The following is a 17647-nucleotide window of genomic DNA, read 5'->3' as shown; positions in this document are numbered from 1 at the left end:
GCATAAGCCCGGTGACGGTCGGGTCCGAAATTGACCGGCTGCCACGCGTCGCCGGTCAGGTGTGCCGGATGGTCCGGTTGGAGCAGGATGACCCGTTCAGCCAGTTCAGCGCCCAGGGCCGTCTCGACGCGCTCGAGATCGAGATAGGTCACCAGGTTGGGCCAGTTGTCGGCGTCGAGCGAGCGGGCATCGCCAAGTTGGCGCCCCACGCGAGGCGGGTTCACGATGCGGCCGGTGATCTCGAGCGACTCCGATGGCGTCTCGATCTCGGGAAGCGCACCTTGACGATTCGTCAGTGGATGCCAGCCTCTGTTGACCAGCCATGTCCGCGCCGTGTTTTCGGGTTGAAATGGCGTAAACACGTGAACGCCGGGCTGGCCACCGCGGATCTGATTGTCCAGTAGAACATGCCTTGACGGATCGAAACGGCCGGTCGAACGAACGCGAGTGTAGACGGCCTGTTGTCCCGCCGATTCGTCGAGCGTGACTGCACCCGCCTGCTCCCAGGATTCCAGCAGGTTGTGCTTTTCCTCGGCACGATCGAACTGCCAGACTGCCAGGCGCGCACACAGGAGGATGACGAGTAGTGCCGCGAGGTGGGGTAGCCAGCGGAGGATGGGGGACGAAGACCTGATCATGATGCAGCGGCATTATAATCGACCCGACACTCTTCCCGGAGCTTCGCATTGCTCAGCAAAATCCTGATCATCAGCGCATTCCTCGTCATCCTCTATACCCTGGCCTCGAGTTTCTATTTTCTGGTGAGGGATTCAGGAGAGGGTGATCGAACGGTCAAGCGCCTGAGCTGGCGTGTCGGCCTCTCTCTTGGTCTGGTTATTCTGCTGTGGATCGGATTCCAACTGGGATGGATCGAGCCGCAGGGTGTCAACCCGGTGCGGTATCCGGGGGACGGCGGCTGAAACAACGGTGTCGACCGTCAACCGCTGGCGCGAAGTTTCTCGAGGACGTTGTCGGCGTTCGAGACGCGGAACTCGCCCGGACGCTCGATCATCAGGTGCTTGATCACGCCGTCGTTGATGATCATGGCAAAGCGTTGGCAGCGCTTGCCCATCCCGAATCCAGTGGAGTCCATTTCGAGGCCGAGTGCACGCGTGAACTCACCGTTGCCGTCGGCCGCCATCACGATCGTATCCCCCACGCCAGCCGACTTGCCCCAGGCATCCATGACGAATACGTCGTTGACCGCCATGCAGACGATGCGATCGGCTCCGGCGTTCCGGATTTCCCCGGCCCGTTCCACGAATCCGGGCAGGTGGCGTGTCGAGCAGGTTGGCGTGAAGGCGCCCGGAACCGCGAACAGGACCGTTGTGCCCGCCCCGAACATTGTGGTGGTCGACTGGCCGGAAGGGCCTTGTGGTGTCATGACGGTCAGGGTTGCTTCCGGGACCCGGTCCCCGACACTGACGGTCATATTCAGCCGAGGGCGCCATCGATTGCCTTGAGCAATTCCTTCTTGTCGACCGGCTTGGTGATGTAGGCGGCGGCACCCTGGCGCATGCCCCAGATACGGTCGGTTTCCTGATCCTTCGTGGTCACGAAAATGATCGGGATATTGGCGGTCGAGTCTTCCTTGGCGATACGGCGGGTGGCCTGAAAGCCATTGAGGCCGGGCATGACGATGTCCATGAGGATGACATCGGGAATGTGCGCCTTGGCTTGTTCGACACCTTCCTCACCGCTGGAGGCGGTGATCACTTCGTGGCCGCCGCCTTCGACCATCTTTTGCAGGGAGTACAAGTGGGTCTCGGAGTCGTCTACGATCAGAATCTTGGCCATGGGAATCCCTTCTTGACTGTTGTAATGCTCAAGCTCTAACGAAACCATCATACCCGAAACAGGGGTATGAGTCCGCCCTCGAACCGTGCTCAGGACGCCGTGACCTTCACGACGATTCGTCCACGGCCCCGGCCGGCGAGCAGCTGTTCGAAGGCGCCGGAAAGATCGTCGAGATCGACGGTGGGCGCGGCAATTGTCTCGAGGTGGCGAGGACGCCATCCGCTGGCCAGGCGCTCCCACAGTTCCTTGCGGATGGGATAGGGGCAGCCGGCGGAATTGATGCCCAGCAACGTGATGCCGCGGATGATGAAGGGCATGACGGTCGTGTTCAGGCCGATGCCGCCCGCCATCCCGCAGGAAGCGATATTGCCCCAGGGCTTGATCACCCGCGTGAGGCCCGAGAGCATGTCTCCGCCGACATTGTCGAGCGCACCGGCGAACTGTGCCGATGCCAGGGGTGATTCCGGCCAGTAAAGCTCGTGGCGGGAAATGCACTGTTTCGCGCCCAGTTCGTGCAGCCAGTCGAACTCGTCTTCCTTGCCGGAAATGGCGGATACGTCGTATCCGGCGGTTGAGTAGATGTCGATCGCCAGTGAGCCCACACCGCCGCTGGCGCCGGTCACCGCGAGTGCGCCCATCGCGGGTTCCTGGCCGTTGGCTTCCATGCGCCACAGCCCGAGCGCGGCTGTGAATCCGGCCGTACCAAGGACCATGGCCTCATACAGGCTCAGACCTTCGGGCAGGGGCACCAGCCAGTCCGACGGCACACGCAGGTATTCGCTATAGCCGCCGTCGCGCGTCTCCGAAAGTCCGCTGCCGGTAATGACGACCTCGTCGCCTTCGGAGAAGTCAGCGGATTCAGACTGCACCACCGTGCCGGCGGCGTCGATGCCGCCGTTGAGTGGAAACTTGCGCAGGATCTTGCCATTGCCCGTGCCGGCCAGCGCGTCCTTGTAGTTGACGCTGGAGTAAGCGACCCGGATGACGACATCACCCTCGGACTGCTCGTCGATCGACTGCTCGACCAGCTCGGCCCGGTAGCCGTCTTCATCGTCGTTGATGCGGAAGGCCCTGAAAGTGTCTGGGACTGCGTTGCTCATCGTTGCATCCTGCAAGCGTGGTGCCGGGTGGATGAAAGAAAATAGTAAATAGTGAATAGAAAATAGAGGGTTCCGATAGCCGGTGCGCAGTCTTACTGCCCGCCCTCCATTACTATTTTCTATTCTCTTTTTTCTATTTTCTAGGCAATCAGTTGGCCTTGTGAATCGCCCGCTTGTCGACGGCCAGTGCCGCTTCGTGGACGGCTTCCGACAGGGTCGGGTGGGCATGAATGATGCGGGCCAGGTCCTCGCTGGCGCCGGCGAATTCCATGGTTACCACGCATTCGGCGATCAGTTCGGAGGCATTGGGGCCGACGATCTGTACACCGAGTACCCGGTCGGTTTCGGCATCGGCGACTACCTTCACCGATCCGGGAGCATCGCCCAGCGCCAGGCCGCGGCCGGTGGCGGCGAAGGGAAAATTGCCGGCGCGGTATTCGACGCCTTCGTCCTTCAGTTCGGTTTCGGTCTTGCCGACCCAGGCGATTTCCGGATCGGTATAGATCACCCACGGCACGGTCTCGTGGCCGAAATGACCGTGGCCGCCGGCGATGGTCTCGACCACGGCGATCCCTTCCTCGGAGGCTTTATGGGCCAGCATGGGGCCGCGCACCAGGTCGCCGACAGCCCAGACGTTCTCGACCGACGTGCGGCAATGGTCATCGACTTCGATCTGTCCACGATCGGTCAGCTTCACGCCGGAGTCCTCGGCCAGCAGGCCGTCCGTCGCGGCCTTGCGACCGACGGCGACCAACAGTTTGTCGAAGCTTTCGCTTTGCTCGCCGTCCTTGTCTTCATAAGTGACGGTGACTTTTCCGTCCTTGATCTCGGCACCGGATACCTTGGTGCCCAGCCGGATATCGAGACCCTGTTTCTTGAACTCGCGCGCCGCGGCCCGCGACATGTCCTTGTCGATGGCCGGCAGAAATTCTTCCATCGCCTCGAACAGCAGCACGTCGCTGCCCAGGCGCGACCATACGCTGCCCATCTCCAGGCCGATGACGCCGGCGCCGATGACGCCAAGTCGTTCCGGTACTTCGGAAAATTCCAGCGCGCCGATATTGTCGACGATGGTTTCGTTGTCGATCTCGACATTGGGGATCGAAAACGACACCGAACCGGCGGCCAGAAGAATGTGTTTCGCCTTGGCCGTGTACCGATCACCGTCGAGCGGGGAGAGTTCGACTTCGCGGTCGGCCAAAAGCTTGCCGCGTCCGTTGACGAATTCGACCTTGTTGGCCTTCAGGAGCTGGGTGACCCCGCCGGTGAGCTGCTTGACCACGCCGTCCTTGCGTTCGAGCATCTTCTTGACATCGATACTGGCCTTCTCGATCTGGATGCCGTGCTCGGCGTAGTCGTCCTGAACGTGCGCAAAATGCTTGGACGAGTCCAGCAGGGCCTTGGACGGAATGCAGCCGATATTCAGGCAGGTGCCGCCCGGGGCCGGCTTGCCGTCGTCGTTCTGCCGGTCGTCGACCAGCAGCACCTTGAGCTCCAGCTGTGCGGCGCGAATGGCGGCCACATACCCGCCGGGCCCGCCGCCGATAACGATCAGATCGAATTCCTTGTCAGCCATTTGTATTCCTTGATTTGAAACTGCCTATTTGTCCACTGATGAACACAGATACACACAGATTAAAAAGAAAAAATATTGATTAAACAGTTATTAACCTTTTGATATTTCAGTATCTCGAGAAGTTAATTGGTCGTAACCAACTGACTTTGGCGACCGACTTCTTTTATCTGTGTTCATCTGTGTTTATCTGTGGACATAATTCTTTTCTTTATAGACCCAGCAGCATGCGGGCCGGGTCTTCCAGGCCTTCCTTGAGGGCCACCAGGAACTGGACGGCATCCTTGCCGTCGATGATGCGGTGGTCGTAGGACAGGGCGATGTACATCATCGGTCGGATGACGATCTCGCCGTTGATGGCCACCGGGCGTTCCTTGATCGTGTGCATGCCCAGGATCGCCGATTGCGGCATGTTGAGCAGCGGCGTCGACAGCAGCGAGCCGAACACGCCCCCGTTGGTAATGGTGAAGGTGCCGCCCTGGAGATCCTCGAGCTGGATCGTGCCCTTTCGCGCCTTCTCGGCGTAGTCGGCGATGCTCTGTTCGATCTCCGCCAGGCCCATGCGGTGGGCATCCCTGATCACCGGCACGAGCAGCCCCCGGTCGGTGGATACGGCAATACCGATGTCCTGGTAGCCGTGATAGACAATCTCGTCGCCGTCGACCGAGGCGTTGACCACCGGATGCTTCTGCAGCGCCTCGCAGGCGGCCTTGACGAAGAAGGACATGAAGCCGAGCTTGACGCCGTGCTTGTTCTGGAAGTCTTCCTTGTAACGGCTGCGGATGTCCATGACCGCCTTGAGGTCGACCTCGTTGAAGGAGGTCAGGATGGCAGCAGTGTTCTGGGCTTCCTTCATCCGCTCGGCGATTCGTGAGCGAAGCCGCGACATCTTCACGCGCTCTTCCGGGCGCGGACCCGTCGCGCCGCCGGCCATGTGGCTCATCACGTCGCCCTTGGTGACGCGACCGCCGCGGCCGCTGCCCTCGATCTGGCTCGGATCGAGGTCGTTCTCGGCCACCATGCGGCGGGCCGAGGGCGGGAGGTCCTTGTCCGAAGCCTTCGACGGGCCGGACTTCTTCTCATCCTTCCCGTCCTTGTCCCTGGATTTGTCGCCGTCGCCGGAGTCCTTGTCTCCCTTGTCGTCCTTGTCTTCGGACGTCTTCTCGCCGCCATCTTCCTCGGAAGACTCGTCGGACTCCTCCTTGTCGGATTTACTCGGCGCCTCGCCCTCGTCCATCTGACCCAGCACCTGGCCTTCGGTGACGGTTTCGCCTTCCTCGGCACTGATGTCGGAGAGCACGCCGTCTGCCGGGGCCGGCACTTCGAGCACGACCTTGTCGGTTTCCAGGTCGACGATCACCTCGTCTCGCTCGACCCCGTCCCCGGGCTTCTTGTGCCACTTGGCGACGGTGGCGTCCGAAACGGATTCGGGCAGGTTGGGAACTTTGACTTCAACGCTCATGGGTTACTTACTCCGTGAATTTGCCTGGTGTCAGCGCCTCGCCGACCAGGCGCTTTTGTTGTTCGAGGTGGACTTGATAATAGCCGACGGCCGGGGACGAAGATCCGTGACGGCCGACGTAGCCGAGTTGCTGACCATCGCGGATACAGGCCTGCAGATGGTGGCGGATCTGGAACCATGCGCCCTGATTCATGGGCTCTTCCTGGCACCACACGATTTCCGAGGCCTTGCTGTAGCGCGCGATGATTTCCTGTACCTCTTCGCGCGGGAAGGGATAGAGCTGCTCGACGCGAACCAGGGCGACATTGTCGACCTCGTCTTCTTCAAGCTGCTTGGCCAGGTCGAAGTAGACCTTGCCGGCGCAGAAGACGATGCGCTCGACCTTTTTCGGCTTGGGGCTTGCCGGATCGTCGATGACCAGCTGGAAGTGTCCGTTTTCGAGATCGTCGAGCGAAGAGGTCGACAGCTTGTGCCGCAACAGCGATTTCGGCGTCATCACGATCAGCGGCTTGCGGAAGCGTCGCAGCATCTGGCGCCGGAGCATGTGGAACATCTGTGCGGGCAGGGTGGGGACGCAGACCTGGATGTTGGCGCCCGAGCACAATTGCATGAATCGCTCAAGACGGGCCGAGGAATGTTCCGGCCCCTGGCCCTCGTAGCCGTGCGGCAGGAACATGACCAGCCCGCAGAGCCGGCCCCACTTGGCCTCGCCCGAGGCGATGAACTGGTCGATGACGACCTGGGCGCCGTTGACGAAATCGCCGAACTGGGCTTCCCAGATCGTCAGGGTCGACGGCTCGGCCGTGGCGAAACCGTATTCGAAACCGAGCACGGCCTCTTCGGACAACAGCGAATCGATGATCGTCACGCGGCGCGGATCCTCGGGGAACTGCTGCAGCGGCAGCCATGAACTGCCGTCGTTCTGGTTGTGCAGCACGGCATGGCGATGGAAGAAGGTGCCGCGTCCGGAGTCCTGGCCGACCAGGCGCAGACCGTGGCCGGCATCGACCAGGCTGGCATAGGCCATCGTTTCGGCAAAGCCCCAGTCCATGGGAGATTCGCCGGCCGCCATCTCCTTGCGCGAGTCAACGATGCGCTGGACCTGCTTGTGCAGGTTGAATTCCTCGGGCAGCGTGGTCATCCGGTCCGACAATTGACGGATGGTGGCGGCATCCACGCCGGTCGTAACGTCCTCGCGCCAGTCGCCTTCCAGATAGGGATCCCAGTCGACCGTCTCGATGGCTTCCTCTTCGCCGAGGAGGTCTACTACGGGTTCGCCCTTGTCGAGCTTGTCGCGAAAGGCCTTGTTGGCCGCTTCGATATGATCATTGTCGACCAACCCCTCCTTGATCAGAAGGTCGGCGTATTGGCTACGTACCGTGTCGAGCTTGCGGATGACCTCGTACATGCGTGGCTGCGTGGCGGCCGGCTCGTCGGCTTCGTTGTGGCCGAGCCGGCGATAGCAGACCAGGTCGAGCACGACGTCCTTCTTGAACTCGCGTCGGAAGTCGGCCAGGACGCGCGTGGCGAACAGAACGGCCTCGGGATCGTCGCCATTGACGTGCAGGATCGGCGCCTGGACCATCTTGGCGACTTCCGTGCAGTAAAGCGTCGAACGCGCGTCGAGGGGGTTGGAAGTCGTGAATCCGATCTGGTTGTTGACGACGATGTGGAAGGTGCCGCCCACGGCAAAGCCGCGCGCCTGCGACATGTTGAGCAGTTCCATGTTGACGCCCTGGCCGGCGATGGCGGCATCGCCATGGATCAGCACCGGCAGCACCTGCTCACGGCGGTCGTCGCGCAGCCTCGCCTGTCGTGCGCGGGCCGAGCCGGCCACCACCGGATTGACGATTTCCAGGTGCGAGGGATTGAACGCAAGGGCCAGGTGCATGGGGCCGCCCGGCGTGGGTATGTCTGAACTGAAACCCAAGTGGTACTTGACGTCGCCGGTCCGGCCGGGATCGTCGCGGGCAATCTTGCCTTCGAACTCGGCGAACAACTCGCGCGGACTCTTGCCCAGGATGTTGACCAGTACATTGAGCCGGCCGCGGTGCGCCATGCCGATGACCATCTCGCGTACGCCCTGGCTGCCGGTGTGGCGGATGAGCGTGTCGAGCAGCGGGATCATGCTTTCCCCGCCCTCGAGCGAGAAGCGCTTCTGGCCGACGTACTTCGAGTGCAGGTACTTTTCCAGGCCCTCGGCGGCGGCGAGCTTGTCGAGCAGGCGACGACGCTCCTCGGTTTCGGGCGTGTAGTTGCCGCGGGCACCTTCCAGACGCTGTTGCAGCCAGCGGCGCTGGTTGGTGTCGGTAATGTGCATGTACTCGATACCGATGCTGCCGCAGTAGGTTTCGCGGCAGGTCTCGACGATATCCTTGAGGGGGCGATGGTCCGGGCCCGCAAGCGAGCCACTGTGGAATTCGGTATCCAGGTCGGCTTCGCTGAGACTGTGGAAGCCGAGTTCCAGGTCGGGCACCTTGGGTCGTTCGCTGATGCCGAGCGGATCGAGTTCGGCACGTTGGTGGCCACGGACGCGGTAGGCATTGATCAGGCGCAGGACGCCGGCCTGCTTGAAATCCTCGGCTGCGGTGCCGGCGCTGTAATGGCCGTTCGCGGCGAGGGAGCGGAAATGGGCCTCGATCTGGCGGTGGCGGGTTTCGGTGTCGACGGAGTCGGCGAGTTGGGAAAACAGCTTCTGCCAGTTTTCTGGAACGGATTCGGGGTCGTCCAGCCAGGCTTCGTAGAAAGTCTCCACATAATCGGCGTTGCCGCCGGAAAGATGGGAGTTCCGATACTGCTCCTGAAGGAAATCGGTCATGACAAGCGCGGCTCTGTGCCCGGTCAAAGACCGCTGATTATAACGGCGGCAGGCATTTGATTGGGCCGAATATGTCGATATTAGACGTAGCGGTCGATCTCGCGCGCCATCCGGGCCGCGTTGCCGATATAGGTCGACGGCGTCAGTTCCAGCAGTCGGTTCCGGTCGGCCTCGGGAATGTCGAGGCCGGCAATGAATTCCCGGATCCGATCGCGATCGATCCCCCGGCCGCGGGTCAGTGCCTTGAGCTTTTCGTAGGGCTCGGGGACGCCGTACAGTCGCATGACGGTCTGTACCGCCTCGGCCAGCACTTCCCAGGCGCCTTCCAGATCCTCGGCCAGGCGCTGTTCATTCGGGGCGATCCGGTCCAGGCCCTTGAGGATCGATTGCCAGGCCAGCGAGCAGTAGCCGAAAGCCGAGCCCAGCGAGCGCTGCACGGTCGAGTCGGTCAGGTCGCGCTGGAAGCGCGAGATCGGCAGCTTGCCGGCCAGGTGGCCGAGCAGGGCATTGGCCAGGCCCAGGTTGCCTTCGCCGTTCTCGAAGTCGATGGGATTGATCTTGTGCGGCATGGTCGAGGAACCGACTTCGCCTTCGATGAGCTTCTGGCGGAAGTAGCCCAGCGACACGTAACCCCAGGCGTCGCGCGCGAAATCCAGCAGCACCGTGTTGACGCGCATCAGTGCGTGCGAGGCCTCCGCGATCATGTCGTGCGGTTCGATCTGGGTGGTGTAGGGGTTCCAGACCAGCCCCAGATCCTCGATGAAATCGCGCGCCAGGGTCGGCCAGTCGACGTCCGGGCAGGCGGCCATATGGGCGTTGAAATTGCCCACCGCGCCGTTGATCTTGCCGGTGATCTCGACCTGGTCGAGCGCGCGGCGCTGGCGGCGCAGCCGGAAAACCACATTGGCCAGCTCCTTGCCCAGGGTGGTGGGGGAAGCGGTCTGGCCGTGGGTGCGCGAGAGCATCGGCAGTTCGGCGGTTTCCTGTGCCATGGCGGCCAGGCGCCGGTCGACCTGCGCCAGCATCGGGTCGAGCTCCTCGACCACGGCGTGACGAATGATCAGCGCCCACGCGAGGTTGTTGATGTCCTCGGAGGTGCAGGCGAAGTGGATGAATTCCGTGTAGGGCTTCAGGGAGTCGCGTTCAGCCAGTCGTTCCTTCAGCCAGTATTCGACGGCCTTGACGTCGTGGTTGGTGGTCTTCTCGATGGCCTTGATCGCGGCGGCATCGCCATCGCCGAATTCCTCGACCAGGCGATCCAGGAACGCCCGGTCGCCGCGCGAGAGCTCGGGCAGGGCCTTGAAGGCCGGTTCGGCGGCCAGGGCCTGGAACCAGGCGACTTCCACGCGAACGCGGTGGCGGATCAGGCCGGCCTCGGAAGCCAGTCGGCGAAGCCCCGCCAGCTTGCCGGCGTAGCGGCCGTCCAGCGGCGAGAGAGCGGTCAGGGCATGGGTTTCCATCGAATGGTGCAAGTCGTTTCGGGCAATCAGTCATGATACCGCAGCACGATCGCCGGGTTGCCTCGCTTCCGGTTGTTCAATCGGCATCGAGAAAGCGGCGCAACCGATCCGAAGCCTGGTCGATCCTCGCGACGCCGTCGAGATGACCCATCGGGCCGTCCAGGTGCATCAGCGCCGATTCCTTGCCCGCTTCACTGAGCTTGCGATGAACTTCCTCGGCGAGTGCGGGGCGGAGCAGCAGATCGCCGGTCGCCGGCAGGAACAGGTTGCTGGCCTGTACCTTGTCGAGCGCAGTCGAAAGGTCGCCACCGTGACCGGCGACGAACAGTTGGCTGGCACGGGCCAGGTAAAGGACGTGGTTGGCGTCGGAGACCAGCGCGCGCTGCCTGGCCCGCTCCTGTAGCCAGTCGGTGACGGCAAAACCGCCGTCGATGTCCGCCAGCGCTTCGGTGGGGAGGTTGTCGTGTCCGGGGAACTGCAGTTCGAAGAATGCCGGGTTCAGGGCATTGAGCGTGACCAGCATCAGGCTGGTCGTCAAACCGGCGAGTGGGCGTTCGTGGTCGTAGTAGTCACCGCCGCGCCAGTTGGCGTCGAGCCGGATCGGGCGTGCCCAGGTCTCCAGCAGCGCGACCTCCCACGGTCCCATGCCTCCGGCACCGATGACCGAGACCATGCGGTCGACGCGTTCGGGGTACGCGACCGCCCATTCCAGGGCCTGGAAGGAACCCATGGATGCCCCGATGACGGCATGCAGCCGCTCGATGCCGAGCGAATCGAGCAGTCGGCGCTGGACCTCGACGAAATCGCGGATGGTCACGACCGGGAAATCGGTCCCCCAGTGTTCACCGGTTTCCGGGTTGATGCTGGCCGGGCCGGTGGTGATGACATGCTCGTCGTGGACGTTGGCGTTGGCCAGGGTGTCCACGCTGATGACGTAAAAACGCTCGGTGTCGATCGCCTTGCCGGGGCCGATGATGGCATCCCAGTAGCCGGGTTCCGGGTCGTCGGGGTGATAACGGCCGGCGGCGTGCGAGGTGCCGGAGAAAAAGTGGGTGACCAGGATCACATTGGAACGATCCTCGTTGAGCTCGCCGTAGGCCTCCCAGCCCACGCGCACTTCGGGGATGGTCTCGCCGCCGAAGGTGGTGAATTTCTCGGTGACGAACTCCCGTTTGTCGACGATCAGCTCTTCGGCCAGGGCGGGCGTGGAGACAAGCAGGATCGCGAGGAGCAGGTTGCGGATCATGGCCATGGGTGAGTTATCGGGATGAGTGCCCGGCCAGCCTGCCACGGCGAGCGGGCGCCGACCATTGTCCCTTGGTTCAGGGTTCGCTCAGCGATATTGCCGCAGGTAACGCCACTCGAACAGGCGCTTGGCCCAGTGCATGGCGCGCAGGGGCGGCAGCACTCGGTTGGCCTTCTCGCTGCGCGTGACCAGGATGCCGCGATCGTACTGGTCGACGATGCACATCAGTTCGCTCTTGAACGTGGCCTCCACAGGCTTGCCGGCCAGTTCGGCGAGCATGTTCTTCGCCGCCGCCTCGGCCTGCAGGTCGGCCATGTGCGCCTGTTTGGGCATCCATCCCGGGCCCGGGAAGGAGCCGGCGTCGCCAGCGACGTAGACGCGCTCGAAGCCGTCGACACGGCAGTGCCGGTCAGCGCGGATCATCCCGCCGTCCGAGCGGGGCAGCGTTGTTTCGTCGAACCAGTCGTTGCCGGTCATGCCGGGCATGAACAGAATCAGGTCGGCGGCGAAACGCTCGGTTTCGGTTTCCACGCCGTCTTCGCTGAAACGCTTCGGCTTGCGACCGAGGTGAGTGCGAATACCGCGCTTTTGCATTTCCTCGAGCAATCGGTCGACGGCCTTGCCGCCGAGGCGCTGCCCCGGCTTTTCGGCGGGACTGAAGAAATGCAGGGTAAAGCGGTCGCGCCGATCCTGCTTGCGCAGCCAGGTGTCGATGCCGAAAAGAAACTCGAACACCGGCCCGCCGCGCATGGCGGACGGCTCGTTGGGGTTGCCGGCAAAACCGAAGGCAATGGAACCCGATTCCATGGCGTGCAGGCGGTCACGCAGGCGGGTGATTTCCTGCGGTCCGCCGCAGGGCAGGATGCTGTGCTCGATGCCGGGCAGTTTCTTCAGGAACTGACCGCCGCAGGCGATGATCAGTCCGTCGTTGGCGAGTTCGCCGGATTCGGTCCGGACCGTCCGCCCGTCTTCGGACAGGCCGATGGCGTGCGTGGGGTGGTGGGTGACGCGCATGCGCTCGAAGAAACGATCCAGGGGGACGACCAGGTCCTCGGGTTCGCGCTTGCCCGTGGGAATCCAGATTGTGCCGGGATAGTAGACCAGTTCCGCGCGGGGCGAGACCAGGTCGATACCGATTTTCGGATCTGCGTTGCGCAGGTTCCGTACGGCGGTCAGGGCGGCGAAACCCGACCCGATGATGGTCACGCGCGACATGGCAAAGACTCTACTTTTTTTGAGTGCAATCCTATATTAACAAACGCTAATCAACCTGAGTGCATCAACATGTAATCGAGGGTCAGGGTGGCCAGTGCCTGCACACCGGTCTGCATGGCCTTTTCGTTGATCTGGAAATCGGGTGTGTGATGCGGCGCGACCTCATCCAGGGGAATGTCCTCGGGCGCGGCGCCCAGGAAGAAGTACAGGCCCGGCACCTCGCGCTGGAAGTAGGAGAAATCTTCGGCCGCGGTCAGGGCGTCGATGCGAACGGCCTTGTCGCCCGTCACCCGTTGCAGGCTGGGTGCCATAGCTTCGGTCAACTCCGGATCGTTGTAGGTCACCGGGTAGCCGCGCTGGATGTCGACGGTGACTTCCGCGCCCTGGCTGGCGGCGATGTGCTCGGCCGTGCGCCGGATATCGGCGTGGATCCTGTCGCGCATGTCCGGGTCGAGCGTGCGGATGGTGCCGATCAGCTCGGCTTCCTCGGGAATGATGTTGTTGCGCACCCCGGCGCGCACCCGGCCGACGGAAATCACCGCGGCGGCCTTGGTCAGTTCCGTCTGCCGACTGACGATGGTGTTCAGGCCGAGCACGATTTGCGCGGCGGTGGTAATCGGGTCGACGCCGGTCCAGGGCGTGGAGCCGTGCGTCTGGCTGCCGTGGACGGTGATGTTGAACTGGTCGGAAGCGGCCATGGTGCCAGCCGGGCGGTAGCCGATCTGGCCGGCCGGGTCCGGCGCCCAGATATGCTGACCGAAGATCACGTCAACGTCCGGGTCGGAGAGCACGCCTTCGGCGACCATCATTTCCGCACCGCCTTCCTCGCCCGGCGGCGTACCTTCCTCGGCCGGCTGGAAGATGAACTTGACCGTGCCCGGCAGTTCCTCGCGCCGCTCGGCCAGCATCTGCGCCACGCCCATCAGCATCGCCATGTGCGAGTCGTGGCCGCAGGCGTGCGAGACGGGTACTTCTTCCCCCAGATACTCACTGGTGACATCGGGGGAAAAGGGCAGATCGGCGCGCGCGGGCACGGGCAGGGCGTCCATGTCGGCGCGCAGTCCAACCACCGGCCCGGGTTGTCCGCCGCGCAGCACACCCACGACGCCGGTGTGGGCCACGCCGGTGGTTACTTCCATGTCCAGCGAGCGCAGGAATTCGGCCACGGTTTCGGCCGTGTCGAATTCGCGGTTGGATAGTTCGGGGTGGGCGTGGAAATGCCGCCGCCACTCGACCACCTGTTCCTGCATCGATGCGGCGCGTTGATCGATATAGTCGTGCCAGGCATCGGATGAATCCTGTCCCTGGACGGTTGCAGCGAGCAGGAGCGTCGGTGACAAAAGCAGAACGGCAAGCGGTTTGATCATCGGGGATCCTTCATGGGCGAGTGCGGCTCCATTCTTGTCACAGGCGTAGCGGCTGCGCAAGCAGTGGCCTTCACTTGTTTGCATCCGCCGCTTTGAGCCGATCGAGCGTGGCATCCTTTTCGGCCCACAGCCGGTTGATCCAGTCCTGGATGGCATGGCGGAATTCCGGGTCGTTTCGGTAGTCCCGGCCGCGCAGCTGCTCGGGAATGGGCAGCTGGCGCACGTGGACGCGAATCTCGCGAATGCGATTGGCGAACAGGTCGGCCAGGCTGGAGCGCGCGTCGGGATAGGCGATGGTGACGTCGATGAGTGTCTCCAGCGCGTCACCCATGGCGTCGAGCGTGAAGGCGGTACCGCCGGCTCTCGGCTTGAGCAGGTGCTGGTAGGGCGAGCGCTGGGCGTCATGCCTGGCCCGCGTGAAGCGCCTGCCCTCGACGAAGTTGACGATGGCGACGGGAATATGGCGGAACTTCCGGCAAGCGCGGCGTGTGGCGGCGATATCGCGTCCGGCGAGTTCGGGGCGGCGCTCTATCTGCTCGCGGGAGTAACGCTTCATGAAGGGGAAGTCGAGCGCCCACCAGGCCAGCCCCAGCAGCGGTACCCAGATGAGTCGGCTCTTGAGAAAGAAGCGCAGCAGCGGCAATCGGCGGTTGAACAGTTTCTGCAGTACGGGAATGTCGACCCAGCTCTGATGATTGCAAATAACCAGCATCTGCCCCTGCAGGTCCTCATCGGGAAGCCCCTCGACTTCTATGCGCGTGGCGGTCAGATGGTCGAAAAGCCAGGAATTGACATCGATCCAGCTTGCCGCGATCGCTGCCAGAATGCGATCACAGATTGTGGTGACTGCCCTGATCTGGAGGATCAGCTTGAGCAGTGCCACCACGAGCAGGGGGAGAATATGTACCACCGAATTGACGGCCAGCAGCAGGCCGGCAATGACGATGCGCAAGAAGGCGACGAGCTTTTCCAGCATGTGGTTGATTATCTCACGATGCCGGCCCGGATGGATCGGAACGATTGCTACAGACGGTTATAATTGAACGTCTGAATCCGCAGCAAACTGGACAGGCAATCATGAGCGAATTCCGTACCGAAAAGGACAGCATGGGCGAACTGCAGGTGCCCGCCGATGCGCTCTGGGGCGCCCAGACCCAGCGCGCCGTCAATAATTTCCCCGTCAGCGGCCAGCGCATGCCGGCACCGTTCATCCGCGCCCTGGGCCTGATCAAGGCCGCCTGTGCCGAGGCCAACGAGGAGCTAGAGCTGCTCGACGCCGATCGAGCGCGGGCCATCGTCCAGGCTGCCGGGAAGGTTGCCGATAACGAGTTTGACGATCAATTTCCCGTCGACGTCTACCAGACCGGTTCCGGAACCAGCTCGAACATGAACGCCAATGAGGTGATCGCCCATCTGGCCGATCCGGACGGTGAGCTGGGCGTCCACCCCAACGATCATGTCAACATGGGGCAGAGTTCCAACGACGTGATTCCCACCGCGATCCAGGTCAGTGCCTGCCTGATGGCCGCCGAACACCTGCTGCCGGCGCTGCATCATCTGCAAAACACCCTGCGCAAGCGTTCCGAGGCGCTCGACGAAGTCGCCAAGACCGGCCGCACGCACCTGATGGACGCCATGCCGGTCACCCTTGGACAGGAATTGGCCACCTGGGCGTCGCAGATCGACAGCGCCGAGCAACGCATCCGCGATGCGCTCTCGCGCATGCGCTACCTGCCGCAGGGCGGCACGGCCGTGGGCACGGGCATCAATGCACACGAGGAATTCGGCCGCCGTTTCGCCGTGCGGCTGGCCCAGGCGACCGGCTTCGAGTTCGCCTCGGCCGACAACAAGTTCGAGGGCATCGCCAGCCAGGATGCAGCCGTCGAACTGTCCGGTCAGCTCAAGACCACGGCGGTGGCCCTGATGAAGATGGCCAACGATCTGCGCTGGATGAACTCCGGCCCGCTGGCCGGCCTGGGCGAGATCGAGCTCGAGGCATTGCAGCCGGGCAGCTCGATCATGCCGGGCAAGGTCAACCCGGTCATTCCCGAAGCCGTGTGCATGGTGGCCGCGCGCGTTATCGGCAACGACGGTACGATTACCGTGGCCGGGCAGTCGGGGAATTTCCAGCTCAACGTCATGCTGCCAGTGGTTGCCGCCAGCCTGCTCGACAGTCTGAACATCCTGGGCAATGCCGCGCGCCTGCTCGCCGACCGCGCTATTGCCGGATTCAAGGTGCGTGAGGACAAGCTCCAGGAGGCGCTGTCGCGCAATCCAATCCTGGTGACCGCGCTCAACCCCGTCATCGGCTACGAGAAGGGCGCGGCCGCGGCCAAGAAGGCCTATGCCGAGGGACGTCCCATCCTCGATGTGGCCGCCGAGATGACCGATCTGTCGCGCGAGGAACTCGAGGAGCTGCTCGATCCGGTCAAGCTCACGCGCGGCGGACTGTAGTGGGCGACTAGTCTTGCCGCGCAGCTCGCACATCACACCCGCCGGTCATCGCAAGCTGCAGGACGAGCTCAAGTACCTGTGGCAGAAAAAGCGCCCGGCGGTCACCCGGGCGCTTTCGGCCGCGGCCGCCGAAGGCGACCGTTCGGAGAATGCCGAGTACATCTATCGCAAGAAGCAACTGCGTGAGATCGATCGCCGGTTGCGCTACCTCCAGAAGCGCCTCGATGAGGTTCGCCCCGTGCCGCCGCGCGAAGACAGCCCGGACAAGGTTTTCTTTGCCGCCACGGTGACCCTGGCCGAAGTGGACGGCAACAAGGTGCGCTACCGCATCGTCGGTGCCGACGAAACCGATGCCGGGCAGGGCTGGATATCGGTCGATTCCCCGGTTGCCCGCGCTCTGCTGGGCAAGGCCGTGGGCGAAGAGGTCAGCGTGCGCACACCCACGGGAGAGCGGGTGCTCGAGGTGGTCGACGTGGAGTACGGCGAATGAGCGTAGGTCGCGGCCACGTCCGCGACGGACGACTTACGCAGCGTCCGTTCCCCCTCTTGAAACCGTCCACAACGCCCCTATTTCCTTCAACGAGATCGCCGAAAGGGGTCTCATCGAGCCCGGCCTGATACAGGCGGGCATCAACTGAAAACACCGGTTGCTTCTCAAGGAGGATACGGTTATGAATACATTCGATCTTTCACCCCTGTACCGCACGGCCATCGGCTTTGATCGCCTGGCCGACATGTTGTCCAACGCGCAGCGCGTCGACAGCAACGGCTATCCGCCCTACAACATCGAGTCGCTTGGCGAGGATCACTATCGCATCACCATGGCGGTAGCGGGCTTCAGCCGGGATGAACTCGACATCGTGTCCGAGCAGAACACGCTGACGGTATCCGGCAGCAAGTCCGATTCCGCCGAGGATGAAAGTGACGATCGCGAGTTCCTCTATCGCGGTATCGCCAACCGTTCGTTCGAACGGCGCTTCCAGCTTGCCGATCACGTCAAGGTGACCGGTGCCGACCTGGAAAACGGCCTGCTGCACATCGAACTGCAGCGCGAGCTGCCCGAACGCATGAAGCCGCGCAAGATCGAGATCGGCAGCGGCGATGCCCGCGTGATCGACAGCGGCGAAAAGCAGTCCGCCGAGGCTGCCTGAGCCG

16 protein-coding genes are annotated in these 17647 nt (G+C 63.0%); 4 read left to right on the top strand and 12 right to left on the bottom strand.

Going from position 1 to position 17647, the window contains the following annotated elements; translation table 11 throughout:
* The coding region (locus DZK26_RS06060) for an SURF1 family protein (RefSeq protein WP_147316861.1) at positions 1–638 on the bottom strand (638 nt) is incomplete at its 3' end.
* Positions 639–686: 48 nt separating this feature from the next.
* On the opposite strand from DZK26_RS06060, the gene DZK26_RS06055 reads away from it, so the two are divergent.
* Positions 687–920: a twin transmembrane helix small protein gene (locus tag DZK26_RS06055; protein ID WP_116896963.1), complete on the top strand. Its 234-nt coding sequence runs from the start codon at positions 687–689 to the stop codon at positions 918–920.
* A 17-nt stretch (positions 921–937) separates the two neighbouring features.
* Here the strand turns inward: DZK26_RS06055 and DZK26_RS06050 are convergent, their stop codons facing one another.
* The 11 genes from DZK26_RS06050 to DZK26_RS06000 all read right to left on the bottom strand — a co-directional run bounded on the left by DZK26_RS06050 (position 938) and on the right by DZK26_RS06000 (position 15014).
* A complete protein-coding gene (locus DZK26_RS06050) occupies positions 938–1432 on the bottom strand; it encodes a peroxiredoxin (protein ID WP_116896962.1) in 495 nt (164 codons plus the stop codon).
* A gap of 2 nt (positions 1433–1434) precedes the next feature.
* The gene (locus DZK26_RS06045) at positions 1435–1797 is read right to left on the bottom strand and encodes a PleD family two-component system response regulator (RefSeq protein ID WP_116896961.1); all 363 of its coding nucleotides are present in this window, start codon (positions 1795–1797) and stop codon (positions 1435–1437) included.
* Positions 1798–1886: 89 nt separating this feature from the next.
* On the bottom strand, positions 1887–2897 hold the full coding sequence (locus DZK26_RS06040) for an oxidoreductase (RefSeq protein WP_116896960.1): 1011 nt from the start codon (positions 2895–2897) through the stop codon (positions 1887–1889).
* 148 nt (positions 2898–3045) lie between these two features.
* Positions 3046–4473, bottom strand: a complete 1428-nt coding sequence (lpdA, locus tag DZK26_RS06035) for a dihydrolipoyl dehydrogenase (RefSeq protein WP_116896959.1) — start codon at positions 4471–4473, stop codon at positions 3046–3048.
* A 208-nt stretch (positions 4474–4681) separates the two neighbouring features.
* Positions 4682–5932, bottom strand: coding sequence for a 2-oxoglutarate dehydrogenase complex dihydrolipoyllysine-residue succinyltransferase (gene odhB / locus DZK26_RS06030; protein ID WP_116896958.1), 1251 nt, complete (start codon positions 5930–5932; stop codon positions 4682–4684).
* Between the two features lie 7 nt (positions 5933–5939).
* Complete coding sequence (locus DZK26_RS06025) at positions 5940–8750, bottom strand: 2-oxoglutarate dehydrogenase E1 component (RefSeq protein WP_116896957.1); 2811 nt, start codon at positions 8748–8750, stop codon at positions 5940–5942.
* A gap of 80 nt (positions 8751–8830) precedes the next feature.
* A complete protein-coding gene (gene purB, locus DZK26_RS06020; RefSeq protein ID WP_116896956.1) occupies positions 8831–10210 on the bottom strand; it encodes an adenylosuccinate lyase in 1380 nt (459 codons plus the stop codon).
* Positions 10211–10286: 76 nt separating this feature from the next.
* The gene (locus tag DZK26_RS06015) at positions 10287–11462 is read right to left on the bottom strand and encodes a homoserine O-acetyltransferase (RefSeq protein WP_220336976.1); all 1176 of its coding nucleotides are present in this window, start codon (positions 11460–11462) and stop codon (positions 10287–10289) included.
* 81 nt (positions 11463–11543) lie between these two features.
* A complete protein-coding gene (locus tag DZK26_RS06010; protein ID WP_116896955.1) occupies positions 11544–12671 on the bottom strand; it encodes an NAD(P)/FAD-dependent oxidoreductase in 1128 nt (375 codons plus the stop codon).
* 50 nt (positions 12672–12721) lie between these two features.
* Complete coding sequence (locus DZK26_RS06005; RefSeq protein WP_116896954.1) at positions 12722–14038, bottom strand: amidohydrolase; 1317 nt, start codon at positions 14036–14038, stop codon at positions 12722–12724.
* A 70-nt stretch (positions 14039–14108) separates the two neighbouring features.
* Positions 14109–15014, bottom strand: coding sequence for an acyltransferase (locus tag DZK26_RS06000; RefSeq protein ID WP_116896953.1), 906 nt, complete (start codon positions 15012–15014; stop codon positions 14109–14111).
* Between the two features lie 101 nt (positions 15015–15115).
* Between DZK26_RS06000 and DZK26_RS05995 the strand changes: the two genes are divergently transcribed.
* The 3 genes from DZK26_RS05995 (at position 15116) to DZK26_RS05985 (ending at position 17643) form a co-directional block, all read left to right on the top strand.
* Positions 15116–16492 (top strand): aspartate ammonia-lyase, encoded by a 1377-nt coding sequence (locus tag DZK26_RS05995; RefSeq protein WP_116896952.1) that lies wholly within the window; start codon positions 15116–15118, stop codon positions 16490–16492.
* A gap of 13 nt (positions 16493–16505) precedes the next feature.
* Positions 16506–16982: a transcription elongation factor GreB gene (gene greB / locus DZK26_RS05990; RefSeq protein WP_116896951.1), complete on the top strand. Its 477-nt coding sequence runs from the start codon at positions 16506–16508 to the stop codon at positions 16980–16982.
* Between the two features lie 181 nt (positions 16983–17163).
* A complete protein-coding gene (locus DZK26_RS05985) occupies positions 17164–17643 on the top strand; it encodes an Hsp20 family protein (RefSeq protein ID WP_116896950.1) in 480 nt (159 codons plus the stop codon).
* The last annotated feature ends 4 nt before the right edge of the window (positions 17644–17647 follow it).

Source organism: Wenzhouxiangella sp. 15190 (genome assembly GCF_003417465.1).
Taxonomy (GTDB): domain Bacteria; phylum Pseudomonadota; class Gammaproteobacteria; order Xanthomonadales; family Wenzhouxiangellaceae; genus Wenzhouxiangella.
The sequence above is the reverse complement of the archived record's forward strand: the minus strand, read 5'-3'. Positions and strand labels throughout refer to the sequence as shown.